Source organism: Paenirhodobacter sp. (assembly GCF_041916475.1).
GTDB lineage: Bacteria > Pseudomonadota > Alphaproteobacteria > Rhodobacterales > Rhodobacteraceae > Rhodobacter.
The window spans coordinates 1-23,893 of sequence record NZ_JAYRZN010000031.1 but is presented as its reverse complement, the minus strand read 5'-3'; the positions used below and the strand labels follow the sequence as shown (position 1 = coordinate 23,893).

28 protein-coding genes and 2 tRNA genes are annotated in these 23,893 nt (G+C 66.0%); 9 read left to right on the top strand and 21 right to left on the bottom strand.

Going from position 1 to position 23,893, the window contains the following annotated elements; all coding sequences use genetic code 11:
- Nucleotides 1-4 precede the first annotated feature (4 nt).
- The 10 genes from ACOMG5_RS13245 to hisA form a co-directional block, all read right to left on the bottom strand.
- Nucleotides 5-829: an ABC transporter permease gene (locus ACOMG5_RS13245; RefSeq protein ID WP_420344272.1), complete on the bottom strand. Its 825-nt coding sequence runs from the start codon at nt 827-829 to the stop codon at nt 5-7.
- Nucleotides 826-1,707, bottom strand: a complete 882-nt coding sequence (locus ACOMG5_RS13240) for an ABC transporter permease (RefSeq protein WP_420344271.1) — start codon at nt 1,705-1,707, stop codon at nt 826-828. The genes ACOMG5_RS13245 and ACOMG5_RS13240 overlap by 4 nt, the downstream gene beginning before the upstream one ends.
- Nucleotides 1,708-1,756: 49 nt before the next feature.
- On the bottom strand, nt 1,757-2,476 hold the full coding sequence (locus tag ACOMG5_RS13235) for a transporter substrate-binding domain-containing protein (RefSeq protein WP_420344270.1): 720 nt from the start codon (nt 2,474-2,476) through the stop codon (nt 1,757-1,759).
- Between the two features lie 36 nt (nt 2,477-2,512).
- Nucleotides 2,513-3,289 (bottom strand): ABC transporter ATP-binding protein, encoded by a 777-nt coding sequence (locus ACOMG5_RS13230; RefSeq protein WP_420344269.1) that lies wholly within the window; start codon nt 3,287-3,289, stop codon nt 2,513-2,515.
- Nucleotides 3,290-3,412: 123 nt separating this feature from the next.
- The gene (locus ACOMG5_RS13225; protein ID WP_420344268.1) at nt 3,413-3,856 is read right to left on the bottom strand and encodes a TerB family tellurite resistance protein; all 444 of its coding nucleotides are present in this window, start codon (nt 3,854-3,856) and stop codon (nt 3,413-3,415) included.
- Between the two features lie 102 nt (nt 3,857-3,958).
- Nucleotides 3,959-4,243, bottom strand: coding sequence for a DUF1330 domain-containing protein (locus ACOMG5_RS13220; protein WP_420344267.1), 285 nt, complete (start codon nt 4,241-4,243; stop codon nt 3,959-3,961).
- On the bottom strand, nt 4,240-4,527 hold the full coding sequence (locus tag ACOMG5_RS13215) for a DUF1330 domain-containing protein (RefSeq protein ID WP_420344266.1): 288 nt from the start codon (nt 4,525-4,527) through the stop codon (nt 4,240-4,242). Before ACOMG5_RS13215 ends, ACOMG5_RS13220 begins: the two co-directional genes overlap by 4 nt.
- Entirely contained in the window at nt 4,524-4,835 is a 312-nt protein-coding gene (locus ACOMG5_RS13210; RefSeq protein ID WP_420344265.1) for a phosphoribosyl-ATP diphosphatase, read from the bottom strand. The genes ACOMG5_RS13215 and ACOMG5_RS13210 overlap by 4 nt, the downstream gene beginning before the upstream one ends.
- Entirely contained in the window at nt 4,832-5,593 is a 762-nt protein-coding gene (gene hisF / locus ACOMG5_RS13205; RefSeq protein ID WP_420344264.1) for an imidazole glycerol phosphate synthase subunit HisF, read from the bottom strand. Before hisF ends, ACOMG5_RS13210 begins: the two co-directional genes overlap by 4 nt.
- 43 nt (nt 5,594-5,636) lie before the next feature.
- Nucleotides 5,637-6,356: a 1-(5-phosphoribosyl)-5-[(5-phosphoribosylamino)methylideneamino]imidazole-4-carboxamide isomerase gene (hisA, locus tag ACOMG5_RS13200; protein WP_420344263.1), complete on the bottom strand. Its 720-nt coding sequence runs from the start codon at nt 6,354-6,356 to the stop codon at nt 5,637-5,639.
- Between the two features lie 132 nt (nt 6,357-6,488).
- On the opposite strand from hisA, the gene ACOMG5_RS13195 reads away from it, so the two are divergent.
- Complete coding sequence (locus ACOMG5_RS13195) at nt 6,489-6,872, top strand: DUF2147 domain-containing protein (protein ID WP_420344262.1); 384 nt, start codon at nt 6,489-6,491, stop codon at nt 6,870-6,872.
- Here ACOMG5_RS13195 and hisH read toward each other — a convergent pair.
- The 4 genes from hisH to ACOMG5_RS13175 form a co-directional block, all read right to left on the bottom strand.
- Nucleotides 6,869-7,507: an imidazole glycerol phosphate synthase subunit HisH gene (gene hisH / locus ACOMG5_RS13190; protein WP_420344261.1), complete on the bottom strand. Its 639-nt coding sequence runs from the start codon at nt 7,505-7,507 to the stop codon at nt 6,869-6,871. The two genes, ACOMG5_RS13195 and hisH, sit on opposite strands and share 4 nt — an antisense overlap.
- Nucleotides 7,507-8,094, bottom strand: coding sequence for an imidazoleglycerol-phosphate dehydratase HisB (gene hisB, locus ACOMG5_RS13185; protein WP_420344260.1), 588 nt, complete (start codon nt 8,092-8,094; stop codon nt 7,507-7,509). Before hisB ends, hisH begins: the two co-directional genes overlap by 1 nt.
- Nucleotides 8,095-8,215: 121 nt before the next feature.
- Nucleotides 8,216-8,290 (bottom strand) — tRNA-Gly (locus ACOMG5_RS13180).
- Between the two features lie 20 nt (nt 8,291-8,310).
- A tRNA-Gly gene (locus ACOMG5_RS13175) sits at nt 8,311-8,385 on the bottom strand.
- 152 nt (nt 8,386-8,537) lie between these two features.
- On the opposite strand from ACOMG5_RS13175, the gene ACOMG5_RS13170 reads away from it, so the two are divergent.
- Nucleotides 8,538-9,932, top strand: coding sequence for a short-chain fatty acyl-CoA regulator family protein (locus ACOMG5_RS13170; protein WP_420344259.1), 1,395 nt, complete (start codon nt 8,538-8,540; stop codon nt 9,930-9,932).
- A 49-nt stretch (nt 9,933-9,981) separates the two neighbouring features.
- Here the strand turns inward: ACOMG5_RS13170 and ACOMG5_RS13165 are convergent, their stop codons facing one another.
- Both ACOMG5_RS13165 and ACOMG5_RS13160 read right to left on the bottom strand, forming a co-directional pair.
- Nucleotides 9,982-10,221, bottom strand: coding sequence for a YdcH family protein (locus ACOMG5_RS13165; protein WP_420344258.1), 240 nt, complete (start codon nt 10,219-10,221; stop codon nt 9,982-9,984).
- Between the two features lie 67 nt (nt 10,222-10,288).
- Complete coding sequence (locus ACOMG5_RS13160; RefSeq protein ID WP_420344257.1) at nt 10,289-10,852, bottom strand: DUF1003 domain-containing protein; 564 nt, start codon at nt 10,850-10,852, stop codon at nt 10,289-10,291.
- A gap of 150 nt (nt 10,853-11,002) precedes the next feature.
- On the opposite strand from ACOMG5_RS13160, the gene amyA reads away from it, so the two are divergent.
- On the top strand, nt 11,003-12,490 hold the full coding sequence (gene amyA / locus ACOMG5_RS13155) for an alpha-amylase (RefSeq protein WP_420344256.1): 1,488 nt from the start codon (nt 11,003-11,005) through the stop codon (nt 12,488-12,490).
- A 1-nt stretch (nt 12,491) separates the two neighbouring features.
- Here amyA and ACOMG5_RS13150 read toward each other — a convergent pair whose 3' ends face one another.
- Nucleotides 12,492-12,923: an Lrp/AsnC family transcriptional regulator gene (locus ACOMG5_RS13150; RefSeq protein ID WP_420344255.1), complete on the bottom strand. Its 432-nt coding sequence runs from the start codon at nt 12,921-12,923 to the stop codon at nt 12,492-12,494.
- Between the two features lie 229 nt (nt 12,924-13,152).
- On the opposite strand from ACOMG5_RS13150, the gene ACOMG5_RS13145 reads away from it, so the two are divergent.
- A complete protein-coding gene (locus ACOMG5_RS13145; protein WP_420344254.1) occupies nt 13,153-14,298 on the top strand; it encodes a type III PLP-dependent enzyme in 1,146 nt (381 codons plus the stop codon).
- A 129-nt stretch (nt 14,299-14,427) separates the two neighbouring features.
- Entirely contained in the window at nt 14,428-15,609 is a 1,182-nt protein-coding gene (locus tag ACOMG5_RS13140; protein WP_420344253.1) for a DUF2235 domain-containing protein, read from the top strand.
- On the opposite strand, the gene ACOMG5_RS13135 is transcribed toward ACOMG5_RS13140, so the two are convergent.
- Nucleotides 15,511-16,002, bottom strand: coding sequence for a PaaI family thioesterase (locus tag ACOMG5_RS13135; protein WP_420344252.1), 492 nt, complete (start codon nt 16,000-16,002; stop codon nt 15,511-15,513). The genes ACOMG5_RS13140 and ACOMG5_RS13135 overlap by 99 nt on opposite strands.
- Nucleotides 16,003-16,096: 94 nt before the next feature.
- The gene (gene metF / locus ACOMG5_RS13130; protein ID WP_420344251.1) at nt 16,097-16,987 is read right to left on the bottom strand and encodes a methylenetetrahydrofolate reductase [NAD(P)H]; all 891 of its coding nucleotides are present in this window, start codon (nt 16,985-16,987) and stop codon (nt 16,097-16,099) included.
- Nucleotides 16,988-17,075: 88 nt separating this feature from the next.
- Here metF and ACOMG5_RS13125 point away from each other — a divergent pair, with 88 nt between their 5' ends.
- From ACOMG5_RS13125 to ACOMG5_RS13110, 4 genes are all read left to right on the top strand, one after another.
- Nucleotides 17,076-17,981, top strand: a complete 906-nt coding sequence (locus ACOMG5_RS13125) for a LysR family transcriptional regulator (RefSeq protein ID WP_420344250.1) — start codon at nt 17,076-17,078, stop codon at nt 17,979-17,981.
- Between the two features lie 76 nt (nt 17,982-18,057).
- Nucleotides 18,058-19,263 (top strand): MFS transporter, encoded by a 1,206-nt coding sequence (locus ACOMG5_RS13120; RefSeq protein ID WP_420344249.1) that lies wholly within the window; start codon nt 18,058-18,060, stop codon nt 19,261-19,263.
- Nucleotides 19,264-19,323: 60 nt separating this feature from the next.
- Nucleotides 19,324-20,115 carry an inositol monophosphatase family protein gene (locus ACOMG5_RS13115; RefSeq protein WP_420344248.1) on the top strand — a complete coding sequence of 264 codons (792 nt, stop codon included), beginning with the start codon at nt 19,324-19,326 and terminating at the stop codon, nt 20,113-20,115.
- Between the two features lie 42 nt (nt 20,116-20,157).
- A complete protein-coding gene (locus ACOMG5_RS13110) occupies nt 20,158-20,694 on the top strand; it encodes a hypothetical protein (RefSeq protein WP_420344247.1) in 537 nt (178 codons plus the stop codon).
- Nucleotides 20,695-21,413: 719 nt separating this feature from the next.
- Here ACOMG5_RS13110 and istB read toward each other — a convergent pair.
- Nucleotides 21,414-22,169: an IS21-like element helper ATPase IstB gene (istB, locus tag ACOMG5_RS13105; RefSeq protein ID WP_420344246.1), complete on the bottom strand. Its 756-nt coding sequence runs from the start codon at nt 22,167-22,169 to the stop codon at nt 21,414-21,416.
- Complete coding sequence (gene istA, locus ACOMG5_RS13100; RefSeq protein WP_420344292.1) at nt 22,166-23,671, bottom strand: IS21 family transposase; 1,506 nt, start codon at nt 23,669-23,671, stop codon at nt 22,166-22,168. The genes istB and istA overlap by 4 nt, the downstream gene beginning before the upstream one ends.
- Nucleotides 23,672-23,893 lie beyond the last annotated feature (222 nt).

The following is a 23,893-nucleotide window of genomic DNA, read 5'->3' as shown; positions in this document are numbered from 1 at the left end:
TTCCTCACCTGACGATTTGCGGCCTGACCCTCAATTTGGGACGCGCACCAGGAAGGTGGCGGTTCAGGCGGCGGTTGATCACCCCGAACAATCCGATCAGGGCGAGTGTCAGCAGAATGAAGTAGAACGCCGCGATCGGATAGGGGATGAATGGGTTGAATGTCTTGTCCGCGAAGAATTTCGCGTAGTAAAGCGCATCGCCGCGTTGCTGGAAGGCCGGGAAACCCGAGAAAAAGACCAGCGTCGTGGCATGAAACAGGAAGATCGCCTCGTTGGTATAGGCGGGCCAGGCGAGGCGCAGCATCGTGGGCCAGGCCACCCGGCGGAACTTCGTCCAGCCGGCCATACCATAGGCATCGGCCGCCTCCAGGTCGCCCTTGGGCACCGCCCGCAGCGCACCATAGAAGATTTCCGCCGCATAGGCGGAGGTGTTGAGGAACAGTACCAGTGCCGCGCCCGCCCAGGCGGAGGTGGTCCAGTCCGTCGGGATCAGCAGCCCGCCGAGCGTGATCCCCGCCTTCGGCAGCCGCACCAGCGCCTCGTAGGCGATGAAGAACTGGATGAACAGCGGCGAGCCGCGGAACACAAAGATGAACCATTCGGCGGGCTTGCGCAGCCATTTCGGGCCGGATGCCTTGGCCACCGCCAGAGCCGTGGCGAAGAAGAACCCGAGCGCGAGCGCGATAATGCCGAAATACAGGTTCCAGATCAGGCCGGAGCCGATCAGGGTGAAATGCTGGCACAGGGTGAAATCGCCCCGCGGCAGCAGGCGTTCGCCATAGCCCAGCGAGCGCAGGCCGTAATCGGCGATGGTCTGCATGCAGCTCATGCGCCCGCCTTTCGCATTGCTTCGCCCGCCATCGTCGCCTGCCCGCGCGCGAGCCGCGTCGTCAGGCGGCCGAGCACGATTTCCGAGATCCGGGTCATGCCGAGATAGAAGGCCAGAAGCACCAGAAAGTACCACAGCCGCCAGTCGGGGTGCGGATAGTCGAAGATGGGGGATTTGGTGGCGCCGAGCTCGCGCGCCCAGTAGACGATGTCCTCGATCCCGAGCAGGAACAGCAGCGGCGTCGCCTTGATCAGGATCATCCACAGGTTCGACAGGCCGGGCAGGGCATAGGTCCACATCTGCGGGATCAGCACCCGGCGGCGGACCTGTGATGCGGTCATGCCATAGGCCTCGGCCGTCTCCAGCTGCGCGCGCGGCACGGCATTCATCGCGCCATGCAGCACATTGGCTGCAAAGGCGCCGAAGACGATGGCGAAGGCCACCACCGCGAGCGCGAAGCCATAGGCCTCATGATAGAAATCCGGCGCGGTCGCGAGCGGCAGTTTCGCCGCCGGGCAAACGCTGAATTCGCCATTCGCCCAGACCGGCTGATCCGAGGGCGGGCATTTATACAGATGCCGCAGCCATTCCAGCCCCTGGTCCATCGCCACCGGCACGAACAGGAAGAAGATGATGTCGGGCACGCCGCGCACCATGGAGGTGTAGCCCTTGCCGAAGATCCGCAGCGGCCAGTGCGCGGAGCGTGCCGCAAGCGCGCCGCCGAAGCCGAACAGCAGCGCGACCGGCGCAACCACCAGCATCAGCAGGATCACCACGAAGAAGGAGCCATAGAACATCAGGTGCTTGCCCGATGTCAGGTAGCACAGGAGCCAGCTCAGGCCCTCGAGTTGGGATGGGTCGGCGCAGCTTTGGAACATGTCACGCTGGGATCTGGCGGGCAGGGGCCGGAGCCCCCGCCCGGATACATCAGAAGGTCTTGGCTTCGTCGCCGAACCATTTCTTGATCATGGTGTTCAGCTCGCCCGATTCCTTCAGCTTGGTGATCGCGGCGTTCAGCTTTTCTTTCAGCGCCGAATCCGACTTGCGCATGCCGATGCCGATCCCGTCGCCCAGCGGCACGTCCTCGCCCGACCACACCATCGGGCCGTCCTCGGTCACGAAGGCCGAGAGGGCGTCCTTGTCGGCAAATACCGCATCCGCCTCGCCGTTCTTCACCGCCGCGACGGTATCGTCGAGCGTGGCGAATTCCAGTAGCGTCGCGCCCGATTTGGCCACGAAATCCGCCTGGATCGTGCCGACCTGCGCCGCGACCACGCCCTTCAGATCCGCATCCGCCTTCAGCGCAGCATAGGCCGAGGCCGCGGGGGGGAAGTAGTTCTGGGTGAAGTCGATGGTCTTCTTGCGCTCGTCGGTGATGCTCATCCCGGCCATGATCGTGTCATAGTTGCCCGAGAGCAGGTTCGGGATGATCGAATCCCATTCGTTCTTCACCCAGGTGCACTTCAGGCTTTCCATCGCGCAGAGCTTGTCGCCGAGCTCGCGCTCGAAGCCGTCGACCTCGCCCTTGTCATTGATGAAGTTGTAGGGAGGGTAGGCGCCTTCGGTGCCCATACGCACCATGTCCTGCGCCATGGCGACACCCGCCGAGAACGCCAGCATGGCGCCGGTCAGGATCAGCTTCTTCATTCGATACCCCTGTCTGGTTTGGTTGATGATTGCCCGTCAGGCCGCGATCGTGGCCGACAGGAATTGCTTGAGCCGTTCTGACTTCGGTGCGCCGAACAGCTGTTCGGGCGGGCCTTCTTCCTCGATCCGGCCGAGGTGCAGGAACACGACATGGTCCGACACATCCGCCGCGAGCCGCATGTCATGGGTGACGAGGATCATCGTGCGTTCCTCGTTCGCCAGGTCCTTGATCACCTTGACCACCTCCTGCTGCAACTCGGGATCGAGCGCGGAGGTCGGCTCGTCGAACAGCAGCGCCTCGGGCTGCATGCACAAGGCCCGCGCGATCGCCGCGCGCTGCTGCTGCCCGCCCGAGAGCTGCGCAGGCCAGGCATCCGCCTTGTTGCCGATGCCGACCTTGTCCAGGAACTTGCGCGCCAGCGCCTCGACCTCCTTCGGGTCGCGCTTCAGCACCGTGAGCGGCGCCTCCATGACGTTTTGCAAGATGGTCATGTGGGACCAGAGGTTGAACTGCTGGAACACCATCGAAAGGTTGGTGCGGAAGCGCGTCACCTGGGCGCGGTCGGCGGGGTGGCGATGCGCGCCCTGACCCGCCCATTTGACCGCCTCGCCGCGAAACAGGACATCGCCCGCCTGGCTGTCCTCCAGCAGGTTGCAGCAGCGCAGGAGCGTGGATTTGCCCGAGCCGGAAGAGCCGATCAGCGAGACGACCTTGCCCTTCTCGGCGCAGATGGAGACGCCCTTGAGCACTTCGAGTTGCCCGTAGCTCTTGTGCAGATTGCGGATCTCGATGACGGCTGGGGTGATGGACACGATGGCTCTCTTGCTCCGATGGCCCAGCTTGGCGCGAATTCGCGGGGCTTTGCAACGGGGAAGCTGGATCAAGCGGGAAATATTGCCCAAAAATAGGGCATTATGCGGGGAGGTGGGTGCTCCTCAGGCGCGCCGCGCCTCGACCCGCTGACGCGCCAGCGCCGAATCGCGGTCGTTGATGCCGAGCAGGTTCGCGGTCAGGCGGATCAGCGCATCCTCCTCCGCATCGCGGACATGGTCGGCGAAGGCCACGTCCCAGAGCGCCTCGATCACTGCGATGCGGTCTTCATAGGCGATGCGGTCCTTGATGACGCGGGTGAAGCGCACCGTATCGGGCGCGAGGCTCTCCGCCTCTTCCGCGCGCCCGCGCAGATCCGCCGCCTCCCAGGGGCTGAGGCCGTCCCGGGCCGCCAGAACGCGGTCGATCCGCGTGCGCTCCGCTTCCTCGTAGTCGCCATCGGCGCGGGCCAGGCGCACCAGCAGCACCGCGATGGCGAATTCGGCATCGCCCGAGGTCAGCGCGGGCGCCGCAGGGTCGGAGAAGAGGGAGAGGAACGATTTCAGCATGGGCGCAATCTAGGGGCTGGCGCGCGGCGTGCAAGCCTCGCGGTAGTGGGGCGGATCACAAGCTGGCTATTGGGCGTGTATGTGGCCGGCAGCCCGGGGCCCTTACAGACCCGCGATGATGCTCAGATCGACCTCGGCATGGGGCGCACGCAGGGCGACCGTCTCCTGGTAGGCCGGGCTGTGCCAGCAGGTGCGCGCCGCCTGGAGCGAGGGAAATTCGACGATCACCGTCTGTGGCCGCATGCTGCCCTCGACCGTCTCCTGCGCGCCGCCCAGGGCCAGGAACCGCCCGCCATGGGCCGCGATCGGCCCCGCCGCCGCGGCGCGGTAGGCCTGATAGCCCGCCGGATCGCGCACGCTGACATGGGCGACCCAATAGCCCTTCATTCCCAGCCCTCGACGATGCACAGATCGGCAAAGGAAACCGGCTGCCGCAGCGAGAGCGCGCGCTGGTATTCGGGGCTGTCGTAGCAGGCGCGGGCGGCCTCGATGGAGGGAAATTCGATCACCACCGCGCGTGGGCGCAGGCTGCCCTCGACCACCTCCTGCGCGCCGCCGCGCACGAGGAAGCGGCCGCCGTATTTGCCGAAGGCCGCGGCATTGGCGGTGCGGTAGGCCTGATAGGCCTCAGGGTCGTCGACGGTGACATGTCCGATCCAGTAGCCCTTCATCCGCGGGCGGCCTTCTCGGCGATGCCCGAGGTGCCCTCGCGGCGGTCGAGCTCGGCCAGCACCTCCGCCAGCGTCACCCCCCGCGCCGAGAGCATCACCAGCAGATGATAGAGCACGTCGGCCGATTCATAGACGAGGTTGGCGCGGTCGTTCTTGGCCACGGCCATCACCGCCTCGATCGCCTCTTCGCCGAACTTCTGGGCGCATTTCTCCGGCCCCTTGGCAAACAGCTTCGCGGTCCAGCTGCTGTCGGGGTCGGCGTCCTTGCGCGATTCGATGGTGGCGGCGAGCCGTTCGAGCGTGGTCATGCGAGCCTCACGGGGATGCCGGCGGCGGCCATGTGCTCTTTGGCCTGCCGGATGGTATAGGTGCCGAAATGGAAGATGGAGGCCGCGAGCACCGCCGAGGCATGGCCCTCGGTCACGCCTTCGACCAGATGGTCGAGCGTGCCGACCCCACCCGAGGCGATCACCGGGATTTCCACCGCATCGGCGATGGCCCGGGTCAGCGGCAGGTTGAAGCCCGCGCGGGTGCCGTCGCGGTCCATCGAGGTGAGCAGGATCTCGCCCGCGCCGCGAGCCTCGACCTTGCGGGCGAAATCGACCGCGTCGATGCCGGTGGATTTGCGCCCGCCATGGGTGAAAATCTCCCAGCGTCCGGGCTCCACCGTTTTCGCGTCGATCGCGACGACGATGCACTGGCTGCCGAAGCGGTCGGCGGCCTCGGTCACCACATCGGGGTCCGCTACCGCGGCGGAGTTGAACGAGACCTTGTCGGCGCCTGCCAGCAGCAGCTTGCGCACGTCTTCATGGCTGCGCACGCCGCCGCCCACGGTCAGCGGCATGAAGCACTGCTCGGCCGTGCGCGAGACCAGATCGTACATGGTGCCGCGGTTCTCGTGGGTGGCGTGGATGTCGAGGAAGCACAGCTCGTCGGCGCCCGCCGCATCATAGGCCTTGGCGGCCTCGACCGGGTCGCCCGCGTCGATCAGATTGACGAAATTGACCCCCTTCACCACGCGGCCATCGGCCACGTCGAGGCAGGGGATGATCCGGGTCTTGAGCATGACGGACTCCTTTGGCCCTTCTTAACCTTTGCGGCGGGGCGAGTCAGCCCTTCAGCGCGGCGAGGGCTGCGCCCAGATCCAGCGCCCCGTCATAGATCGCGCGGCCCGAGATCGCCCCGGCGATCACGCCGGTATCACGCAGCCGGGTCAGGTCCGCCAGCGACGACACGCCGCCCGAAGCGATGACCGGGATCGTCACCGCGCGCGCCAGTGCCTCGGTGGCCTCGATGTTTGGCCCCTGCATCGCGCCGTCGCGCAGGATGTCGGTGTAGATGATGGCTGCGACGCCCGCGTCCTCGAAGCTGCGCGCGAGGTCGGTGACCATCACATCGGTCTCCTCGGCCCAGCCCTTCGTCGCCACGCGGCCGCCGCGCGCATCGATGCCCACGGCCACCTGCCCGGGGAAGGCGCGCGCGGCCTCGCGCACCAGCGCGGGGTTCTCCACCGCCACGGTGCCCAGGATCACGCGGGCAAGGCCTTTGGAGAGCCACCGCTCGATGGTGGCCATGTCGCGGATGCCGCCGCCCAGCTGCGCGGGCACGGAGATCCGCGACAGGATCGCCTCCACCGCCGCCGCATTCACCGGCTGGCCCGCGAAGGCGCCGTTCAGGTCCACCAGATGGATCCATTCGCAGCCCGCGGCCTCGAATTTCGCGGCCTGCGCCGCCGGGTCGTCGCCGAAGACGGTGGCCTTGTCCATTTCGCCGTGCAGCAGGCGCACGCACTGGCCGTCCTTCAGGTCGATCGCGGGGTAGAGGATCATGGCTGTCTCCCTCTGTTGGGGCGCTGTTTTCGCGGGCGGTCATGCCATGCGGGGGCCTGCCGGGCAAGACGCCACGTCAGCCTTGCGGCGACTCGGAGCGCCATGGTGACGTGCACGGAAAGGGAGGACATCATGAAACATATCCTGCTGGCCGCGGCGCTGCTCGCGGCCCCGGCCCTGGCCTGCGCGGACCCGATCGAGGGCCTGTGGCAGACGCAGCCCGACGAAGGCGCCTATGCCCAGGTGCAGATCGCGCCCTGTGGCCCGGCCTTTTGCGGCACGATCGTGAAATCGTTCCGGGGCGGCGCGCCGATCCAGAGCCCCAATATCGGCCGCCAGATCGTCATCGACATGCGGCCCGCGGGCGACGGGACCTATGCGGGCAAGGTCTGGCGGCCCTCGAACGGCAAGACCTATGTCGGCAAGATCGCCCTCAAAGGCGATGCGATGAAGCTCTCGGGCTGTGTGCTCGGCGGGCTGATCTGCGCCGGGCAGGACTGGACGCGCCTGCGTTAGGGCGCCCAGCCGAGGAAGTTCGAGATCAGCCGCAGCCCGGTGGCCTGCGACTTTTCCGGATGGAACTGGGTGCCGACGATATTGTCGCGCCCGACGATCGCGGTGATCGGCCCGGCGTAATCCACATGCGCGAGCAGGTGCTCGGGCTGGCCCACGCGGAAATGGTAGGAATGCACGAAATAGGCGTGATCGCCCGTGCTGGTACCCTCCAGCACCGGGTGCGGCCGGTCGATCTCCAGATCGTTCCAGCCCATATGCGGCACCTTCAGCGCCGGGTCGGCGGGCTCGATGCGCCGCACTTCGCCCGGGATCCAGCCGAAGCCGTCCGTCGGCTGGAACTCCAGCCCGCGCGTGGCCAGCATCTGCATGCCGATGCAGATGCCGAGGAAGGGGCGGCCCTTGCCGATCACGGCCTCCTCGATCGCCTCGAACAGGCCCTGATGGCGGATGAGGGCGGCGCGGCAGGAGGGGAAGGCGCCATCTCCGGGCAGCACCACCCGGTCCGCGCGGGCGACGGTGGCGGGATCCGAGGTCACCACCACATCGCCATGATTGCCCTCGCGCGCCATGCGCTCGAAGGCCTTCTGCGCCGAATGCAGGTTGCCGGATTCGTAATCGACCAGGGCCGTCAGCATCAGAGCGCCCCCTTGGTGGAGGGCAGGCTGCCCGCCATGCGCGGGTCGATCTCCACCGCCATCCGCAACGCCCGGGCGACGGATTTGAACGCCGCTTCGGCGATATGGTGGCTGTTCAGCCCGTGGACCTTGTCCACATGCAGGGTGATGCCGCCATGGGTAGATAGCGCCTGGAAGAATTCGCGCACGAGTTCGGTATCGAAGCTGCCGATCTTCTGGGTCGGGAACTCCAGGTTCCAGACCAGATAGGGCCGGGCGCTCAGGTCCAGCGCGCAGGCGACCTGGGTATCGTCCATCGCCAGCGCGAAATGGCCGTAGCGGCGGATGCCCGTCTTGTCGCCCAGGGCCGCCACCAGCGCCTGGCCTATGGCGATGCCTGTGTCCTCCACCGTGTGATGGTCGTCGATGTGCAGGTCGCCCTCGGCGCGCACGTCCATGTCGATCAGGGAGTGCCGCGAGAGCTGGTCCAGCATATGGTCGAAGAAGCCGACGCCGGTCTGGTTGCGGTAGACCCCGGTGCCGTCGAGGTTGACGGTGACCGCAATGGCGGTCTCGGCGGTCTTGCGGGTGATGGTGGCTGTGCGCATCGGTGTCCCCTCGTTTGTCTGCCTTATAGGGCGGGGGCGGGGGGATGCAAAGCGGTGGCTGACGTGGCGCCACGGTATCCGCAAAACAAAAGGACCGCCGAGGCGGTCCCGTTTGGTTCGCTGGAGCGGGCGATGAGATTCGAACTCACGACCCTTACCTTGGCAAGGTAATGCTCTACCCCTGAGCTACGCCCGCATGCAGCGATATGGCCGAACTGGAGCGGGCGATGAGATTCGAACTCACGACCCTTACCTTGGCAAGGTAATGCTCTACCCCTGAGCTACGCCCGCGCTGCCGGTTCGGTGAGCGGGGATTTAGGGGATGGCGCCCTGGGCTGCAAGAGGAAAAATTCGCCGGTTGTGAAAATCCCGCGCCGGGTGAGGCCGAAATTGACGGATGCTGTTTGCAAAGCTAGCAATCGGTTCTGCAAAGGGAGGCGGGAATGGCGACTCAAAAGCTCTATGCCGGCGTGAAGCTGCGCGAGACCCGCAGCCGGCTCGGCCTGACGCAGAAGGCCTTCGCGGACCGGCTGGGCGTGTCGCTGCCCTATCTGAACCAGATGGAGAACAATCACCGCCCGGTGTCGGCCTCGGTGGTGCTGGCGCTGGCGGGGGAGTTCGGGCTGGATGTGACCGAGCTCTCTGCGGGCGATGCCGAGCGGCTGGTATCGGACATGCGCGAGGCGCTGGCCGATCCGGTATTCGCCGATGGCGCGCCTCCGCTGGCGGATCTGCGGCTCGCGGCCTCCAATGCGCCGGCGCTGGCGCGCTCCTTCCTGGAGCTGCACCGCGCCTACCGGCAGGTACACGAGCGGCTGGCTTCGCTCGATGAGGCGCTGGGCCGGACCGCAGACCATACCGTCGTCAGCCCTTGGGAAGAGGTGCGCGACTTCTTCCATTATTGCGACAATTACATCGACGCCGTCGATCGCGCCGCCGAACGCTTCGCCTGCCCGCAGGGCAAGCGGGTGGACCCGATCCAGCGCGCGGTGGAGGCGCTCTCGGCGCGCGGAACCTCCGTCGAATTCGCCGATACCACCATGCTGCGGCAGGTGGAGGGGACGGTTCTGCGCATTTCGGCGCATGCGCTGCGCCCGACCCAGGCGTTCCAGCTGCTGCATCAGGTGGCGCTCGTTGCCCAGAACGACCTGCTGGAGGCAACGCTGGACCTCGCGCGGTTCCAGTCGGAGACTTCGCGGGCCATCGCCAAGATCGGGCTCGCGAACTATTTCGCCGGGGCGGCGCTGATGCCTTACCGCGCCTTTCTGGAGGCCGCGCAGGAAACCCGCCACGATCTGGAGCGGCTGGCGGATCTGTTCGGCGCTTCGATCGAGCAGGTCGCGCATCGGCTCTCGACGCTGCAGCGGCCGGGCTACAAGGGGATTCCGTTCTTCTTCGTGCGCGTGGATCAGGCCGGCACCATCACCAAGCGTCACTCCGCCACCCGGCTGCAATTTGCCCGCTTCGGCGGGTCCTGCCCGCTGTGGAACGTGCACCAGGCCTTTGAGACGCCGACGAAATTCCTGCGTCAGCTGGCCGAAACCCCGGACGGCGCGCGCTATCTGTGCCTGGCGCGGGATGTATCGAAGCCCGGCGGCAGCTTTACCGCGCCGGTGCGCCGCTATGCCATCTGCCTCGGCTGCGAGGTCAGCCATGCGCGCGGCCTCGTCTATGCCGACGATATGGAACTGTCGAACCCGCGAGCCTATCAGCCGATCGGCATTTCCTGCCGGATCTGCGAGCGCAAGAATTGCCATCAGCGTTCGGTGCCGCCGCTGGAACGGCGCCTGGCGGTGGATCCGGCAAAGCGCGGCCTTCTGCCTTACGAAATCGCATGAAAAAGCCCCGGGGACTCCGGGGCTTTCGGCTGTATTCGGGCGCGCCGGATCAGGCTTCGGCCAGCATCCGGGCGATCTGGTCTTTCAGCACGGCGCGCTGCTTGCGCAGGTCGCTCTCGACCAGCGTATCGACGGTATCCACGCGCGTTTCGGCGCGGTGAACCTTGTCGTTCGCGGTGTCATATTCCTCCAGCAGCTTCGCGAACCGCGTGTTCGACGCCTTCAGCGCCCGCAGCTTTTCCATGGCGAAGGGGAATTCCTCTTCGAGCGTATGCGGCGTGTTGGACATCTGTGTCTCCTTCCTTGAGCTTCGATCCGACCCTAGCCGCCCGCGGCGGCTGGCACTTTGACCTCAATCAAATCGGAATGTCAGGTTCCGCTTTTGGCGCAGGCGGGGTCAGGCTGTCGGCGATCCGGTCGAGGCGCGCCTCGATATCGGTGAAGCGCTGCTCCAGCGCGACCATGCGCAGGTCGTCGAGCTTCTCGTGAAGGCGCATGATTTCCAGCTCGGATTTCAGGTTCACCTCGTAATCATTGGCGGCGGCCTCGCGGTCCTTCAGCGCCTGGCGGTTCTGCGACATCATGATGATCGGCGCCTGGAAGGCCGCGACCATCGACAGCACCAGGTTCAGGAAGATGAACGGGAACGGATCCGGCGGGCGCGACAGCAGCCAGCCGTTCAGAGCGACCCAGGCGACCAGCACCGCGAAGAACAGGAAAATGAAGGTCCAGGAGCCGCCGAAGGTCGCGACCCGGTCGGCGACGCGCGCGCCGAGCGATTCGGTGCCGGGCTGCGACAGGTCGCGCGCGACGGGGGTGCGTTCGGCGATGCGCCTGAGGATCCTGCGGTCGCGCTCGCTGAGCTCGTCCAGCGTCTTGCGCAGGAAACGTTCGGAGAGATGAGTGATCTTCGGGTCCATGGATTCCGTCCGGCGGAGGCAGGCCGCATGCTGCGCCAGCGGCGCGGCCTTGTCCACCGGCAGAGAAAATGCCGGGGCGATGCAACTTTTTCCGCGCTGCGGCGTTGCGCCGCCAAACCTGTACCGCCGATCCATCTCCGCGGAGGCGCCATGTCCGGCCGGACCCTGCTGCAGTTCTTCCACTGGTACATGCCCGGCAGCGGCCGGCTTTGGGCCGAACTGGCCGAGCGCGCGCCCGATCTGGCGCGGATGGGCATCACCGATGTCTGGCTGCCGCCGGTCTATAAGGGCGCCTCGGGCGGGCAATCGGTCGGATACGATACCTACGATCTCTACGATCTGGGCGAATTCGACCAGAAGGGCGGGGTGGCCACGAAATACGGCGATCGCGCGGCGCTGGAGCGCGCGGCCGGGGCGCTGGCGGAGAGTGGCGTCGGGGTGATCCTCGATGTGGTGTTCAATCACAAGATGGGCGCCGATGCCTGCGAGGCGGTGCAGGTGCACCGGGTGGATCCGGAGGACCGGACCCGGATCGAGGAGGAGGCTTTCGACGCGCAGGCCTATACCCGCTTCACCTTCCCCGGGCGCGCCGGGGCCTATTCCGAATTCATCTGGGACAGGACCTGTTTCGGCGGGGTGGACCGGATCGAGGACCCGCAGGAGGACGGGGTCTTCAAGCTGGTGAATGACGTTGCGGGCGAGGGCTGGAACGTCGAGGTCGACGACGAGAAGGGTAATTTCGACTATCTGATGGGCGCGGACGTGGAATTCCGCAACCCGGCGGTGCGGGCGGAGCTCACCCGCTGGGGCGAATGGATCGCGGCGCAGATCCCCTGCGCGGGCTTCCGCCTCGATGCGGCGAAGCATATTCCGGCCTGGTTCTTTCGCGACTGGGTGGGTGCGATGCGCACGCGGGTGAACCCGGAGCTGTTCGTCGTCGCGGAATACTGGCACCCGGAGATGGCGGCGCTGGAGGCCTATCTGGAGCTGGTGGATCAGCAGCTGATGCTGTTCGATGTGGGGCTCGTGCACAGCTTCCACGCGGCGGGGCTGGCGGGCGCGGAGTATGACCTGCGCGGGCTCTATGACGGGGCGCTGGCGGCGGCCGTGCCGGACCATGCGGTGACGTTTGTGGGCAACCACGACACCCAGCCCTTGCAGGCGCTGGAGGCGCCGGTCGAGCCCTGGTTCAAGCCGCTGGCCTATGCGCTGATCCTGCTGCGGGAGGAGGGGGTGCCGTGTGTGTTCTATCCGGACCTGTTCGGCGCGGACTACCGCGACACCGGCGGCGATGGCGCGGAGCATGACGTGCAGATTGCGCCGGTGGCGGAGCTGCCACAGCTGATCGCGGCGCGGGCGCGGTTCGCCAATGGGGCGCAAACGGTTCTGGCCGAAGATCCGCACCGGCTCTGCGTGATCCGCCATGGCACGGCCGAGGCGCCGGGCTGCGTCGTGGTGCTGTCGAACGGCGAAGCGGCGGCGCAGGCGGTTGAGCTCGGGCCGGAGCAGGGCGAGGCCGCGTTCCGGGATTTCCTGGGCCACCGGGAGGAATGCATCACCACCGATGCCGAGGGCCGCGCGGAATTCACGGTGAACGGCGGCAGCGTCAGCGTCTGGGTGCGGGCCGAGGCGATATAGCTCAGACGGCGCGATCGACCTTGGTCGAAAGGTGGATCAGGCTTTCGGAGCTCTTGACCCCCTGCATCTCGCCGATCTGATCGAGCACCGTATCAATCTGTTGTGTCGAATCGGCGGCGAGCTGCAGCAGCAGATCGACCCGGCCGGAGGTGGTGTGGATCCGCTCCACTTCGGGGATAGACTTCAGCCGGGTCAGGATCGCGGCCTGCGCGCGCGGCTCGATGGTGAGCAGAACGGTGGTTCGCAGCCGCCCGGCGCGCGCCGCCTCGCCGAGCTTCACGGTGTAGCCGACGATGATTCCCGTTGTTTCCAGCCGCTCCAGCCGGGCCTGAATCGTCGAGCGTGCGACCTTCAGCCGGCGCGCCAGCGTGGCCACTGAAATCCGCGCATCGGCCGAAAGCAGGCCCAGAATCCCCTTGTCGAGTTCGTCCATCCGCGCACCTTACTATTTGACCGGCCGTTTCGTCATTATAACGACTGTTCGAGGCATTTCTATACTTTTGCTCGGTGAAAATGTGCCCCATATGGCGCAAACTGAAGTGAGACAGGAAAAGGGCGGCTCATACGCACCTGGCCTGGTTGGTTGAAACGCTGTAAGCGTCTCCCGACCCGTAAAGCCGGGGCAAGAGGTGGCTGCAATTCTGTTGGCGAGGAGCAAGCCGATGGGACTGTCGAAGACTATCTGGGCGAATCCGTCCGAAATCATCCGCACGAAGCAACCCGACCACCCGGTTCTGGTGTTTGCGCCCTCGATCCTGCAGGCGACGGCACGCCGCTTCCTGCTGGGCTTCCCCGGGCTCGTCACCTATGCGGTGAAGTCCAACCCGGACGAAATGGTGATCCAGAACCTCGTGGCCGCCGGTATCCGCGGCTTCGACGTCGCCTCGCCCTACGAGATCGACATGATCCGCCGTCTGGCCCCGGGCGCCGCGCTGCATTACCACAACCCGGTGCGCGGGCGCGACGAGATCGCCCATGCGGTCAAGGCCGAGGTGAAGACCTGGTCGGTGGATTCGGTTTCCGAGCTGGAAAAGCTCATCGAGATGGTGCCGACCGAGAATTGCGAAATCTCGGTGCGGTTCAAGCTGCCGGTGAATGGCGCGGCCTATAACTTCGGTGCGAAATTCGGCGCGACGGCCGAGCTGGCAGCAAAGCTGCTGGCGCGGGCGGCGGAGGCCGGGTTCATCCCGTCGCTGACCTTCCACCCGGGCACGCAATGCACCGACCCGATGGCATGGGACGCCTATATCCGCACCGCGGCCGAGATCTGCCAGACGGCGGGCGTGCACGCGCACCGGCTGAACGTCGGCGGCGGCTTCCCGAACCACCGCAAGCAGGGCTCGGCGCCGGTGCTCGAAGACATCTTCGCGCTGATCGACCGTGTCGCGACCGAAGCCTTCGGCGCGGAGCGTCCGCAGCTCGTCTGTGAGCCGGGCCGGGGCCTGGTGGGCGATGCCTTCACCCATGTCACCCGGGTCAAGGCGCTGCGCGACGGCACCCATGTGTTCCTGAACGATGGCGTCTATGGCGGCCTCGCGGAGCTGCCGCTGGTCGGTAACATCGACCGCATCGCGGTCTATTCGCCCGAGGGCATCCGCCGCACCGGCGCTCCGGTGGAGCGGATCGTTTTCGGCCCGACCTGCGATTCGGTCGACCGTCTGCCGGGCGAGCTGGCACTGCCGGGCGATCTGGCCGAGGGCGATTTCATCGCCTTCGAGGGGATGGGCGCCTATTCCTCGGCGACCAACACCCGTTTCAACGGCTTCGGTCAGATGGAAATCGTGACCGCTCTCTCGCTGAAGAACTGAGCACGGGGGATTTTTCCCCGGAACATCGCGTAAACGTAAACCGTTTGTCACGGACCTTGCCCTACACTGGGGCAAGGTCTTGTCATTTCGGGTGGCCCGTCAGGGCGCCCGGGGGCGGAGTGCGGGGTCATGCATGGTGTGTTCGAGAAGCTGATCGCGGCCTGGCGCGGAAGCCGGCATCTGCCCGAGGCGGCCCCGCCGGTGCGCCGCCAGCGCGGGCCGGTGGACCATGTGATCCTTCTCGATGGCACGCTGGGATCGCTGACCCCGGGCGGGATGACATCCATCGGCCTGATCTACGAGTTCCTCCGGCTGCATGTGCCGCGCGGCTCGCACTACTACGGGGCCGGACTGCAATTCCAGGAATGGCGCGATCTGCACGATCTGTGGTTCGGCTGGGGCGTGAATGCGCAGATCGAGCGCGCCTATGGCTGGCTCGCGACGCGCTACCGGCCGGGAGACCGGATCTATCTGATCGGCTATTCGCGCGGGGCCTTCGCGGCGCGGTCTCTGGCGGGGATGATCGAGCGGGTTGGCCTGTTGCGCACGATGCATGCGACGGAGCGCAACGTCACCCTCGCCTGGCGGCATTATGAGGCGGGCGGCGCGGCCGTCCCTGCCTTCCGGGAGAGGTTCTGCCATGCCGCCGTGCCGATCCGGATGGTGGGTGCCTTCGATACCGTGCGCGCGCTCGGGTTTCAGTTCCCGCTGATCTGGATGCTCAGCGAGCCGCGCTACCGCTTTCACGACCACAAGCTCGGCCGTTCGGTCGAGCACGGGTTTCACGCCCTGGCGCTGCAGGAAACGCGCTCGAAGTTCGAGCCGCTCCTGTGGGACAGCCGAGGCACCGGCGCGGGGCGGATCCAGCAGGTCTGGTTTCGCGGCACGCACGGGGACCTGGGCGGGCAGCTGGGCGCGCATGAAGAGGCCCGGCCGCTGGCGAACGTGCCGCTGGTGTGGATGCTTGGGGCGGCGCAATCGGTTGGGCTGCGGCTGCCGGAGGGGTGGCGCACGGCCTTTCCGTGCAATCCGCACGGGCCCTCGATTGGCAGCTGGAGCGGGTTTGGCAAGTTCTTCCTGGCCCGGGCGCCGCGGGTCATCGGCCGGGACCCGTCCGAGAGCATCGACCCGGGCGCGGTCGCGCATGGGCTGGAATGGTGGCTCACGATCCGGCCGCGGCTGGCGGCCCGCGCGGCGCGGATGCTGCGCCGCTCAGTCCGCCCCGCCCATGAGGAAACAGGTGGCGGTTCCGAGGGCATAGACACGGCCATCGGCGGTGCCGCGGATCTCGCCGCGGGAGATACCCGTTGAGCGGCCAAGGTGCTCGAGCCGCCCGATCCCGGTGACTTCCATCCCCACCGGGATCGCCCGGACCATGTTGACCTTGTATTCGAGCGTCGTCTGATACTGGCCCCTGGGCAGGCCGGTGATGATCGCGCAGGTCAGGCAGGTATCGAGCAGCACCCCGTACCAGCCGCCATGCACCCCGCCAAAGGCATTGGTATGGGCAAAGAGCGGCGTGCCGGTGACCTCCACCAGCCCCTCCTCGACCTTGGTGATCTTGTAATTGGCGCTGGCGGCAAACGTGGTGGTCGGGACTTCGCCCGCCATCATCTTGCGCATGTAGTCGAGCCCCGACATCTCGCGCACGGCGGCAAGGGCCGGGAAATCCGCGGGGCTCTGGGCAAACATCGGCTCTTTCATCGTTTCTCTCCCTTTGGCGGCAGACTATCGGCGGGCAGGAAAGCGAAAAGGGGGCCGGGGCCTCCTTTTGATGATTCCGTCACGTCACTTTGCCTCAGGCGGCGGAGACCAGCGCCGCCGCGACCCCGAGCCGCGCACAGACGGCCTGTGTCAGCTGCGGGCGGTTGAGGGTGTAGAAGTGCAGATCCTCTACGCCCTCGGCCATCAGCCGGCTGCACAGCTCGGCGCAGATCTCGACCGACAGCTCCTGTTCGCGCCCGTCGGCGATGGCGGCGGCGAAGCGGTCCTCGACCCAGGCCGGGATCTGTGCGCCGCAGCGCTGCGCGAAGGCGCGCGCGCCTTTCCAGGACTGGATCGGCAGGATGCCGGGGATAAGCCGGGCCGAGATGCCCTCGGCCGCGCAGGCGTCGCGGAAGCGCAGGAAGGTCTCCGCCTCGAAGAAGAACTGCGTGATCGCGGAGCTGGCCCCGGCATCCGTCTTGCGCTTCAGCCAGCGCACGTCGGCCAGCGTATCGGCGGCTTCGGGATGCGGCTCCGGATAGGCGCCGCAGCGGATGGTGAAGCGGCCGTCGCGGGCCAGCGCCTCGATCAGCTCCACCGAGGAGGCGAAGCCCTCCGGATGGGCCTGAAACCCGGCCGCGCCCTTCGGCGGGTCGCCGCGCAGGGCCACGATCTCCGTCACCCCGGCCTGAGCATAGGTTTCGATGATCTCCAGCGTCTCGGCCCGGGTCGCATCGACGCAGGTCAGATGCGCGGCGACGTTCAGCCCGTAGTTCTTGCCGATGGTGGTGACGGCGTCATGGGTGAGCTTGCGCGTGGTCCCGCCCGCACCATAGGTGACGGAGACGAAGCCCGGCTTCAGCGGCGCCAGCGCCTGCACGGTTTCCCACAGCCGGAACGAGGCTTCCAGCGTCTGCGGCGGGAAGAATTCGAAGCTGACGGTCGGCCGTGTCGCATCTGGCGTATGATCGGTCGGTCTGGTCATGGCGGTTCCTTTCGGCGCTCCTTGTGCCAGATTTGGCGATGTGAGACAAATTCATATTCCTCAAGAAGGTCATGAGGCGGGCCACAAGATGCATCTGGAATTCCGGCACCTGCGGACGATCAAGGCGATCCACGATGCCGGCGGGCTCGCGCGGGCGGCCGACATCCTGCATATCACGCAATCGGCGCTGAGCCATCAGGTGAAGGGGCTGGAGGAGCAGGCGGGGGTGGAGCTGTTCGTGCGCCGCTCGAAGCCTCTGCGGCTGTCGGCGGCGGGGATGAAGCTTCTGCGGCTGGCCGAGCGGATCCTGCCCGAGATCGATACGGTGGAGGCGGAGTTCGAGGCGCTGCGCGAGGGGCGGGCGGGGCGGCTGCATATCGCCATCGAATGCCATGCGTGTTTCGACTGGCTGTTCCCGGTGCTGGAGAAGTTCCGCCGCACCTGGCCGGAGGTGGATATCGATATCCGCGCGGGGCTGGCCTTCAACGCGCTGCCGGCGCTCGCGCGTGAGGAGGTGGATCTGGTGATCTCCTCCGATCCGAACCAGATGGATGGCATCGTGTTCAACCCGCTGTTCGACTATTCGCCCACCTTCATCGCCTCCACGGCGAGCCCGCTGGCGACGAAGCCCTTCGTGGTGGCCGAGGATTTCGCCGATCAGACGCTGATCACCTATCCGATCGACCGGGCGCGGTCGGACGTGTTCTCGCTGATGCTGACGCCCGCGCGGGTGGAGCCGCGGGTGCATCGGCAGGTGGAGCTGACGGCGGTGATCCTGCTTCTGGTCGCGGCGGGGCGCGGGGTTGCGGTGCTGCCCGACTGGGTGCTGCGCGAGGTGAAGTACCAGCCCGACTACATCACCCGCCCGGTGACACAGGGCGGGCTGCGCAAGAAGATGTATGCCGCGACCCGGACGGAGGATGTGGGCGCGCCCTACATGGCGCATTTCCTGCAGCTGGCGCGGACGGAGCCGCTGCTGCTGCAGCGCGCCTAGATGTATCGGCACAATTCAATGCGTGACGGAGCTGGGTGGCAGGTCTAGACCGGAACAAACTTCCGGGACCGATACAATGACCGCCATTCCCCAGACCGCGCGGGCCTCGGCCAGTGCCACAGTCTATCCGATCCTGATCGCCGTCAGCCTGTGCCACATGCTGAACGATGTGATGCAATCGCTGCTTTCGGCGATCTATCCGATGCTGAAGGCGGATTTCGGGCTGGATTACTGGCATGTCGGGCTGCTGACGCTGGCGTTCCAGGGTACGGCGTCGCTGCTGCAGCCGGTGATCGGGATCTATACCGACAAGCACCCGATGCCGCGGACGCTGCCGGTCGCCTCGGCGCTGACGCTGACGGGGCTGCTGGGGCTCGCGTTCGCGCCCAGCTATCACATGGTTGTGCTGGGTGCGGTGCTGATCGGCTTCGGCTCGGCGATCTTCCACCCGGAATCCAGCCGCGTCGCGCGTCTGGCCTCGGGCGGGCGGTTCGGGATGGCGCAATCGGTCTTTCAGGTCGGCGGCAATTTCGGCACGGCGATCGGGCCGCTGCTGGCGGCCTTCATCGTGCTGCCCCTCGGGCGGAGCTCTGTGGCGTTGTTCGGCATTCTGGCGGTGGTCGCGGGGGTCGTGCTGTACCGGGTCAGCGGCTGGTACAAAGGCGTGCTCACCGCGCGGGCGCGCAAGCCGATGGACAAGACCCTGCCCCTCAGCCGCGGCCGGGTGATCTTCTCGCTGGTGGTGCTGACGCTGCTGATGTTCACCAAGAACATCTATCTCGCCTCCATGTCCTCCTATTACACCTTCTATCAGATCGAGACTTTCGGCGTGGATACCGGCACGGCGCAGATCATGCTGTTCCTGTTCCTGGGGGCGGTGGCTGCGGGTACGGTGCTGGGCGGGCCGATTTCGGACCGCTGGGGCCCGATGACGGTGATCTGGATCTCCATCCTGGGCATCCTGCCCTTCACCCTGGCGTTGCCGCATGTGGGCTTTGCGGCCTCGGGCGTGCTGACGGTGCTGATCGGGCTGATCCTCGCCTCGGCCTTCCCTGCGATCGTGGTCTTCGCGCAGGAGCTGGTGCCGGGGCGGGTGGGCATGGTCGCCGGGATCTTCTTCGGGCTCAGCTTCGGCATGGGCGGCATCGCCGCGGCCTTCCTCGGCGTCTTCGCCGACTGGTACGGGATCCGCACCGTCTACATCATCTGCTCCTTCCTGCCCGTCATCGGCATCCTCACGGTGCTGCTGCCGAAGCGCAAGGAGTTCGTCCAGGGCGTCTGACCCCTTGGATTCCGGGCCTTGCGCGTGTAAGGCACGGGCCTGAATCATGGAGCGGAAGAGATGCAAGGCAGCGCGAACCTCAATCTGATGATCAAGGCCGCCCGCAAGGCGGGGCGTGCGCTGGTCAAGGACTTCCGCGAGGTCGAGAACCTTCAGGTCTCGTCCAAAGGGCCGGGGGACTTCGTGTCCAAGGCCGATCGCGAGGCCGAGCGGATCATCAAGGAAGAGCTGCGCGGCGCGCGCCCGTCTTATGGCTGGCTCGGCGAGGAAACCGGCGAGGACGCGGGCGAGGACCCGACCCGGCGCTGGATCGTCGATCCGCTCGACGGCACCACGAACTTCCTGCACGGCCTGCCCCATTGGGCGGTGTCGATCGCATTGGAACACAAAGGCGAAATCGTCGCCGGTGTGGTCTTCGACGCGGCCAAGGACGAGCTCTACTGGGCCGAGAAGGGCGCGGGTGCCTATATGAACGAGACCCGGCTGCGGGTGTCGGGGCGCAACCGGATGATCGAGTCGATCTTCGCTACCGGCGTGCCCTTCGGCGGCAAGTCGACCCTGCCCGCGACGCTGCAAGATCTGGCGCGGCTGATGCCGGTTTGTGCGGGGGTGCGGCGCTGGGGCGCGGCCTCCTTGGACCTTGCCTATGTGGCGGCTGGCAAGTACGAAGGATATTGGGAGCGCGGAATCAAGCCGTGGGACATGGCTGCGGGGCTGATTCTCGTCAAGGAGGCCGGCGGCTTCTTCGGGCCGGTGCGCGAGGGCCGGGACATCTTCGAATCTGGTGCGGTCATCGCGTCGAATGCGGAAATGTTCGAGCCGATGTGCAAAATCCTCCGCGAAACCGCCTGAATTCTGCCGGATTTCGCGGTAAGGTCCGGTTTTGTTCACTCCTTGTTCACCGTGTTCTGGCATGTTCCTCCTGTGTTCGATGGAAGGAATGTCGTCATGGTGCAGACTGCGAACTGGAAACGTGCGGGCAATGTGATTGCGATCGGGCGGGAAGAGCCCCGCTCGGGAGCGGAGGCGGATCTCCGCCAGATCGAGCGCGCTTGCCGCGAGATCGCCTTTTGTGAGTTGGCCGAAGCGATGGCGCAATCGCGCATCGCGGCGCTGCGTGGCGCTGTGGCCGGAGGCCGTGCGGAGATCGCGGCACAGCCCGAGTGCGAAGATCTGCGTCTGTCCGTGCGGACGCTGGAATGCGAGCTTGCTTCATTCGAAGAAACCCTGCCGATTGAATGTGCCTATCGCGCGGATCAGCGTGATATTGCGCTCGCACGGCTGAGCGCGGCGCAGGCGCGGCTGCGGGCGCAGGCGGTTTCCGGAGACGGGGTGGATATGGTGCGGCTTCAGGCGGCGCTGGCGCTGTCGCCGCGCGTGGTGGTGCACAATTCCCGCCAGCAGGCAGCCGCGCGAATCGCGGCGCAGTGATCAAGAGGATTCGATCTGTCCGGCCCACGCTGCACCGCGGACCGGATGGATCTTTAGAGGCGCATGTCCTGGTCATCCTGGCCGGTGCGACCTGTCGCGGTTTTGTTAATAGGTCGCTTTGGAAGTAACAGCCCCGCATGCTACCTCTCTCCGGCACGTTCGTGACCCGGTTCGGAACGCTCGTGCTGGTCTCGGGGGCGTCGTCGGTTCGGAGACATGCACCCTGCGGGAGCATTGGTGGCCCATGCTGTTGGCGTCCATCATGAGGAGGGGGCCGAATACCGACGCCCGCCCGGTCTCTCCGGATTGGCCTGAAGCAAGCTGAGACGAAGGCCCAAGGCGCTTGATCTGCCTGCGCGGTGTGAGTGGGGCAGATCCTTGCACTCTCCAGACGCCGGGTCGCGCGGGCATATTCGTCTGTCGTTGGTGGCGGAAGTGTCGGTGTATTTCGGCAAGATCAATCGCACCCGTTCAGGTTCGAAACTTGGCCCGGTTTTCTCGCGCAGGGTCGCATTCCGCTGAGGCGGCCTTGGCCGTTGAGATGGCCTGGATCTCGGTAAGAAATGTCGCCTTGATGCGGCTATCTCGATGGGCCCGCTGTCAACGGCGGTGCAAAAGTCGGCCATGACGGCGGTGCAAAACCAGGCCCGTTTGTGAGGATGCGCGCCATGGCGCGCTGGCCCGTCAGGGCCGGTAGTTGTAAGATGTCTGGATATTGATCAGCGCCGCTTGAGGGCAGTGCTGCTGGCGAGGCGGTAGCTTTCGCCGTTCATCTCGAGGATGCTGACGTGGTGGGTCAGCCGGTCGAGAAGCGCGCCGGTCAGGCGCTCCGAGCCGAATGTCTCGGTCCATTCATCGAAGGGCAGATTGCTTGTGATGAGGGTCGATCCGCGCTCATAGCGCTGCGAGATCAGTTCGAACAGCAGCTCGGCGCCGATCTTCGACAGGGGCACGAAGCCGAGCTCGTCGATGATGAGAAGCTTGTAACCGGCCATCTGCTTCTGGAAGCGCAGCAGACGGCGCTCATCGCGGGCCTCCATCATCTCGCTGACCAGCGCTGCGGCGGTGGTGAAGCCAACCGAGAGGCCCTTCTCACAAGCGGCCAGCCCGATGCCGAGGGCGACATGGGTCTTGCCGGTGCCGGAGGGGCCGAGGGCAATGACATTCTCGCGCCGTTCGATCCATTCGCACCGGGCCAGTTCAAGCACCTGCATCTTGTTCAGCTTCGGGATGGCCGCGAAGTCGAAGCTGTCGAGGCTTTTGACGGGCGGGAACTTCGCAGCCTTGATGCGGCGCTCGACCACTCGCCGTTCCCGGTCGACCAGTTCCAGTTCGACAAGCCGTGCCAGGTATCGGACATGGTCCAGCCCTTCCGCCGCGCATTGGCGGGCCAGCTTCTGATGCTCACGCAGGAATGTCGGCAGCTTCAGCGCCTTGAGGTGATGAGCGAGCAGGATTTCCGGGGCATCACTCATGCCGCATCCTCCGCATCACCCGACAGCAGCCGCATGTAAGACCCGGCCCTGGTCTTCTCGACCGTCGCCTTCGGCAGGTAGGGATAGCAATCGAGGTCCAGCCGGGGAGGCCGATGTTCCACCCGGCACAGCAGCAGATGCTTAACGGCATCGAAGCTGAGCGCCCCCATCCGAAGAGCCTGAAGCACTGCCGCCTGCACGTCTGCCAGATCGAAGGCCTCCAACAGCCGCAGGACCTGAACATATTCGCGCCGACCCTGCCGGTTCATCCGCGCCTCCATAAGGCGGCGCAAGGTGGCGAACTCCTCCGGCAGGTCCCAGCACTGCAGCGGGGCCGCCTGATCCAACGCGTTGATCTTCTGCTCGATCAGCGGAAGGTAATGGATCGGGTTGAAGACCAGTTCATCGCGATCCCAGCACCGGGGGTGACGGGCGATCACCTCGCCCCGGCAGCCGATCACCACCTCATGGATATAGCCCCGGATCCAGACATCCTGATGGCCGTATGCTACCGGCACCGAGTAGTCGTTGTAGTCGTTGGTCTTGTAGCGCACCAGCGATTGCGATGAGACCCGGCCGTTGTCCTGATCGCAGGCATCGAATGGCGCCGCCGGAAGTGGGCGCATCGCAGCAAGGTCGCGCTGCAGCCTATCGCCGATCGTTTCGCTTTCGCCGCGCAGGACTGCGCGCTGACGCTTGCGACATTGTTCCTCCAGCCAAAGGTTGAAGGCCTCCCAGGTGGCGACCTCCGGCATTGGCACCATGAAGTTGCGCCGCGAGTAGCCCACCAAGCCTTCGACATTCCCTTTGTCGTTGCCCTTGCCAGGCCGACCATAGCGATCCCGGATCAGGTAGTGAGACAGGAACCCGCTGAACAGCGAGGCGCGCTTTCTGGTTCCATCCGGCAGGATCTTCGCCACCAGGCACCGGTCGTTGTCGTAGAACACAAACTGGGGAACCGCGCCGAAGAACGCGAAGGCATGGATGTGGCCATCCACCCAGGCCTCGGCCACCGCTGCGGGATAGGCCCGGACGTAGCAGCCATCGCTGTGCGGGAGGTCCAGCACGAAGAAGTGTGCCTTCTGCTCGACCCCGCCGATCCGGACCAGGGCTTCGCCGAAATCGGCCTGAGCGTGGCCCGGCGGATGCGACAGCGGCACGAATACGTCCTGACCGCGACGTTCCAGATCACGAATATAGCCCTTGATGATCGTATAGCCGCCGGTGAAGCCACACTCATCGCGAAGCCGGTCGAACACCCGCTTCGCCGTATGCCGCTGCTTGCGCGGCATGGTCCGGTCCGCCTCCAGCCACCCCTCGATAATCGGAATGAAAGGATCGAGTTTGGGGCGCCGGACTTCGACCGTCCGTCGATAGCCCGGCGGAACCGAAAATGACATCATCTTCCGAACCGTGTCCCGCGACACGTTGAATACACGCGCCGCTTCCCGCTGGCTCATGCCCTCCGCACAAGCCTGACGAACTCTCAGATATAGCTCCACGCTGTAGATCCCCACGCCCTCCCTGCAACCGCAGAAAGGGAAAACTGGACGACTTTTAAGCCGCCCGCAGCAGCATCATGCCGCCGCTACCGTGGTCGAATTTCGCACCGCCGTTCTCACAAAGCGCCGGATCGGCCCGCCTCGCCAGATGTTCATAAGAGGTGGGCGGGGCGATCGGCAGCACGCTGCAAATCGGCCTTCGCCATCGGGCTTGAACCGATG

What these genes read in the sequence shown, in the direction of transcription:
- ACOMG5_RS13235 (WP_420344270.1), bottom strand. Translation starts at nt 2,476, where the DNA reads ATGAAGAAGCTGATCCTGACCGGCGCCATGCTGGCGTTCTCGGCGGGT.
- ACOMG5_RS13170 (WP_420344259.1), top strand. Translation starts at nt 8,538, where the DNA reads ATGGCGACTCAAAAGCTCTATGCCGGCGTGAAGCTGCGCGAGACCCGC.
- ACOMG5_RS13225 (WP_420344268.1), bottom strand. Translation starts at nt 3,856, where the DNA reads ATGCTGAAATCGTTCCTCTCCCTCTTCTCCGACCCTGCGGCGCCCGCG.
- ACOMG5_RS13220 (WP_420344267.1), bottom strand. Translation starts at nt 4,243, where the DNA reads ATGAAGGGCTATTGGGTCGCCCATGTCAGCGTGCGCGATCCGGCGGGC.
- ACOMG5_RS13245 (WP_420344272.1), bottom strand. Translation starts at nt 829, where the DNA reads ATGAGCTGCATGCAGACCATCGCCGATTACGGCCTGCGCTCGCTGGGC.
- ACOMG5_RS13240 (WP_420344271.1), bottom strand. Translation starts at nt 1,707, where the DNA reads ATGTTCCAAAGCTGCGCCGACCCATCCCAACTCGAGGGCCTGAGCTGG.
- ACOMG5_RS13150 (WP_420344255.1), bottom strand. Translation starts at nt 12,923, where the DNA reads ATGGACGAACTCGACAAGGGGATTCTGGGCCTGCTTTCGGCCGATGCG.
- ACOMG5_RS13165 (WP_420344258.1), bottom strand. Translation starts at nt 10,221, where the DNA reads ATGTCCAACACGCCGCATACGCTCGAAGAGGAATTCCCCTTCGCCATG.
- ACOMG5_RS13215 (WP_420344266.1), bottom strand. Translation starts at nt 4,527, where the DNA reads ATGAAGGGCTACTGGATCGGACATGTCACCGTCGACGACCCTGAGGCC.
- ACOMG5_RS13135 (WP_420344252.1), bottom strand. Translation starts at nt 16,002, where the DNA reads ATGAAAGAGCCGATGTTTGCCCAGAGCCCCGCGGATTTCCCGGCCCTT.
- ACOMG5_RS13125 (WP_420344250.1), top strand. Translation starts at nt 17,076, where the DNA reads ATGCATCTGGAATTCCGGCACCTGCGGACGATCAAGGCGATCCACGAT.
- hisA (WP_420344263.1), bottom strand. Translation starts at nt 6,356, where the DNA reads ATGATCCTCTACCCCGCGATCGACCTGAAGGACGGCCAGTGCGTGCGC.
- hisB (WP_420344260.1), bottom strand. Translation starts at nt 8,094, where the DNA reads ATGCGCACAGCCACCATCACCCGCAAGACCGCCGAGACCGCCATTGCG.
- hisF (WP_420344264.1), bottom strand. Translation starts at nt 5,593, where the DNA reads ATGCTCAAGACCCGGATCATCCCCTGCCTCGACGTGGCCGATGGCCGC.
- istB (WP_420344246.1), bottom strand. Translation starts at nt 22,169, where the DNA reads ATGAGTGATGCCCCGGAAATCCTGCTCGCTCATCACCTCAAGGCGCTG.
- hisH (WP_420344261.1), bottom strand. Translation starts at nt 7,507, where the DNA reads ATGCTGACGGCCCTGGTCGATTACGAATCCGGCAACCTGCATTCGGCG.
- amyA (WP_420344256.1), top strand. Translation starts at nt 11,003, where the DNA reads ATGTCCGGCCGGACCCTGCTGCAGTTCTTCCACTGGTACATGCCCGGC.
- ACOMG5_RS13160 (WP_420344257.1), bottom strand. Translation starts at nt 10,852, where the DNA reads ATGGACCCGAAGATCACTCATCTCTCCGAACGTTTCCTGCGCAAGACG.
- metF (WP_420344251.1), bottom strand. Translation starts at nt 16,987, where the DNA reads ATGACCAGACCGACCGATCATACGCCAGATGCGACACGGCCGACCGTC.
- ACOMG5_RS13195 (WP_420344262.1), top strand. Translation starts at nt 6,489, where the DNA reads ATGAAACATATCCTGCTGGCCGCGGCGCTGCTCGCGGCCCCGGCCCTG.
- ACOMG5_RS13140 (WP_420344253.1), top strand. Translation starts at nt 14,428, where the DNA reads ATGCATGGTGTGTTCGAGAAGCTGATCGCGGCCTGGCGCGGAAGCCGG.
- ACOMG5_RS13120 (WP_420344249.1), top strand. Translation starts at nt 18,058, where the DNA reads ATGACCGCCATTCCCCAGACCGCGCGGGCCTCGGCCAGTGCCACAGTC.
- ACOMG5_RS13115 (WP_420344248.1), top strand. Translation starts at nt 19,324, where the DNA reads ATGCAAGGCAGCGCGAACCTCAATCTGATGATCAAGGCCGCCCGCAAG.
- ACOMG5_RS13145 (WP_420344254.1), top strand. Translation starts at nt 13,153, where the DNA reads ATGGGACTGTCGAAGACTATCTGGGCGAATCCGTCCGAAATCATCCGC.
- ACOMG5_RS13210 (WP_420344265.1), bottom strand. Translation starts at nt 4,835, where the DNA reads ATGACCACGCTCGAACGGCTCGCCGCCACCATCGAATCGCGCAAGGAC.